Source organism: Streptomyces beigongshangae (genome assembly GCF_019710745.1).
GTDB classification, from domain to species: domain Bacteria; phylum Actinomycetota; class Actinomycetes; order Streptomycetales; family Streptomycetaceae; genus Streptomyces; species Streptomyces beigongshangae.
In genome coordinates, this window is the sequence record NZ_JAHKJW010000151.1 from 1 (window position 1) to 2,833 (window position 2,833).

The window sequence follows — 2,833 nt, forward strand, 5'->3', positions numbered from 1 at the left end:
GCGCGCGTACAGCTCACGCCCCATCCCCGCCCGCTGCGAGCCCTGGCCGGAGAACAGCACCGCCAGGGTCCGCTCGACGGCGCGTCCCCGGGCCACCTCCACCGGCCCACCCTCGGCATCCGCCAGCAGGACGGCGCGGTGGTCGAAGGTGGAGCGGCCGGTGGCCAGGGAGTGGCCGATGTCGAGAGGGGTGGCGGGCAGGCCGGTGAGGCGGGCGATCTGGGCGTCCAGGGAGTCCCGGGTCTTGGCGGAGACCGTCCAGGGGACGACCGCGGGCGTGACCGTGGGCCGCTCGGACTCGGGGGCCGTGGTCTCCTCCGGTTCGGAGCCCGTGGTCTCCTCGGGTTCGGGTGCCTGCTCGATGACGAGGTGGGCGTTGGTGCCGCTGATGCCGAAGGAGGAGACGCCGGCGCGGCGCGGACGGCCGGTCTCCGGCCACGGGGTGGCCTCGGTGAGCAGGCGGATGTTGCCCGCCTCCCAGTCGACGTGGGTCGAGGGCCGGTCCACGTGGAGGGTCTTGGGCAGGACACCGTGCCGGATGGCGAGGACGGTCTTGATGACGCCGGCGACACCGGCGGCGGCCTGGGAGTGGCCGATGTTCGACTTCGCGGAGCCCAGCAGCAGCGGGCGGTCCGCGGGCCGGTCCTGCCCGTACGTCGCCAGCAGGGCCTGCGCCTCGATCGGGTCGCCGAGCGGGGTGCCGGTGCCGTGCGCCTCGACGGCGTCGACGTCGGCGGCGGAGAGCCCGGCCCCGGCGAGGGCCTGCCGGATGACGCGCTTCTGCGAGGGCCCGTTGGGGGCGGTGAGGCCGTTGGAGGCACCGTCCTGGTTGATGGCGGAGCCACGGATCACGGCCAGGACCTGGTGGCCGTTGCGGCGGGCGTCCGACAGCCGCTCCAGGACGAGGACGCCGGAGCCCTCGGACCAGCCGGTGCCGTCGGCGGCGTCCGCGAACGCCTTGCAGCGGCCGCTGGTGGAGATGCCGCCCTGCCGGGTGAAGCCGGAGAAGCCCATCGGGGTGGACATCACCGTGACGCCGCCGGCGAGGGCGAGACCGCACTCGCCGTTGCGCAGCGCCTGGGCGGCCAGGTGGATGGCGACGAGGGACGACGAGCAGGCGGTGTCGACGGTGACGGCGGGGCCGGCCAGGTCGAAGGCGTACGACAGGCGGCCGGAGACGACACTGGCGGTGAGGCCCGTGGTGGCGTGGCCCTCGGCGTCCTCGCGGGAGTTCATCACGACGCCGACGTAGTCGACGCCGGCGGTGCCCACGAAGACACCGGTGCGGCTGCCGCGCAGCGAGACCGGGTCGATGCCGGCCTGTTCCACGGCCTCCCAGGAGGTCTCCAGGAGGAGCCGCTGCTGCGGGTCCATGGCGACGGCCTCGCGGGGCGAGATCCCGAAGAAGGACGCGTCGAAGGCGGCGGCGTCCACGAAGCCGCCCTCGGCTGCGGCGCTGCTGCCGGCGCCCTCGCCGCCCAGGGCGTCGAGGTCCCAGCCGCGGTCGTCGGGGAAGGGCGCGATGCCGTCGCGGCCCTCGTCGAGGAGCCGCCAGTAGTCCTCGGGGGAGTTCACGCCGCCGGGGAGGCGGCAGGCCATGCCGACGACGGCGATGGGCTCGCGCCGGTGTGCCTCGGACTCCTCCAGCCGGCGCCGGGTCTTGTGCAGATCGGCCGTGACCCACTTGAGGTAGTCGACGAGCTTCTTGTCATCGGGCATGACGGGGGAACCTTCCTGTGGTGGATCAAGCTCGTCTCAGCGGTCGCCCAGGCGGCCGAGCTCGTTGTCGATGAACGCGAAGACGTCGTCGGCGCTGGCCGACTCGAAGTTGTCGTCGACGTCGGAACCGGTCGGCTCCGGTGCGGCGCCGCGCACCCTGTCCAGCATCTGACCCAGGCGCAGGGCGAGGCCCGCGCGGGTGATCTCGTCCGGGTCGTCGGCCGCGAGGAGGGTCTCCAGCCGGTCGAGTTCGGCGAGGAGCGACGGCCCCTGCGGGGCGTCGTCGCCGGCCAGTTCGGAGACGAAGTGCTCGGCGAGCGCCGTGGGGGTCGGGTAGTCGAAGACCAGGGTGGCCGGGAGGCGCAGTCCGGTCGCGGTGGACAGGTGGTTGCGCAGTTCCAGGGAGGTCAGCGAGTCGAAGCCCAGCTCGCGGAACTCCTGGGTGACGTCGACGGACTTCGGGGAGGCGTGGCCGAGGACCCGGGCGGCCTGTTCGCGGACCAGGTCGGTGAGGTGCCGGACGCGGTCGGCGGCGCCGAGGCCGGCGAGTTTGGCGCCGAGCGCCGCGGAGGCGCCGGCCGCGTCGGTGGCGGCCGCGGTGCGGCGGCTGCTGCGGACCATGGAGCGGAACAGCGGCGGCAGGTCCTCGGGGGCGGCGCCGCGCATGGCGCCGGGGGCGAGGCCCACCAGGACGAGGAAGGTCTCGTCGGAGCCGCGGGCGATGTCGAACAGCTCCAGGCCCTGCTCGACGGCGAGCGGCGGGAGGCCGCCGGACTGCATGCGGCGCATGTCCGTGTCGGACAGGGTGCTGGTCATGCCGCCGTCGTGCGCCCAGGGACCCCAGGCCAGCGAGGTGCCGGCCAGGCCGAGTTCGCGGCGGTGGCGGGTGAGGGCGTCCAGGAACGAGTTGGCCGCGGCGTAGTTGCCCTGGCCGGGGCTGCCCATGACGCCCGCGATGGACGAGAAGGGCAGGAACGCGGCGAGGTCGAGGTCGCGGGTCAGTTCGTGCAGGTGCCAGGCCGCGTCCACCTTGGGACGCAGGACGGCCGCGAGGCGTTCGGGCGTGAGCGAGGCGATCACACCGTCGTCCAGCACACCCGCCGTGTGCACCACC

Annotated in this window: 2 protein-coding genes; both read right to left on the reverse strand. The window is 74.3% G+C overall.

The window, feature by feature from the left end:
• The coding region (locus KM933_RS38520; protein WP_221362256.1) for a type I polyketide synthase at positions 1-1,719 on the reverse strand (1,719 nt) is incomplete at its 3' end.
• A 36-nt stretch (positions 1,720-1,755) separates the two neighbouring features.
• Positions 1,756-2,833, reverse strand: a 1,078-nt coding sequence (locus KM933_RS38525) for a beta-ketoacyl reductase (protein WP_221362266.1), incomplete at its 5' end; no start/stop codon positions are given.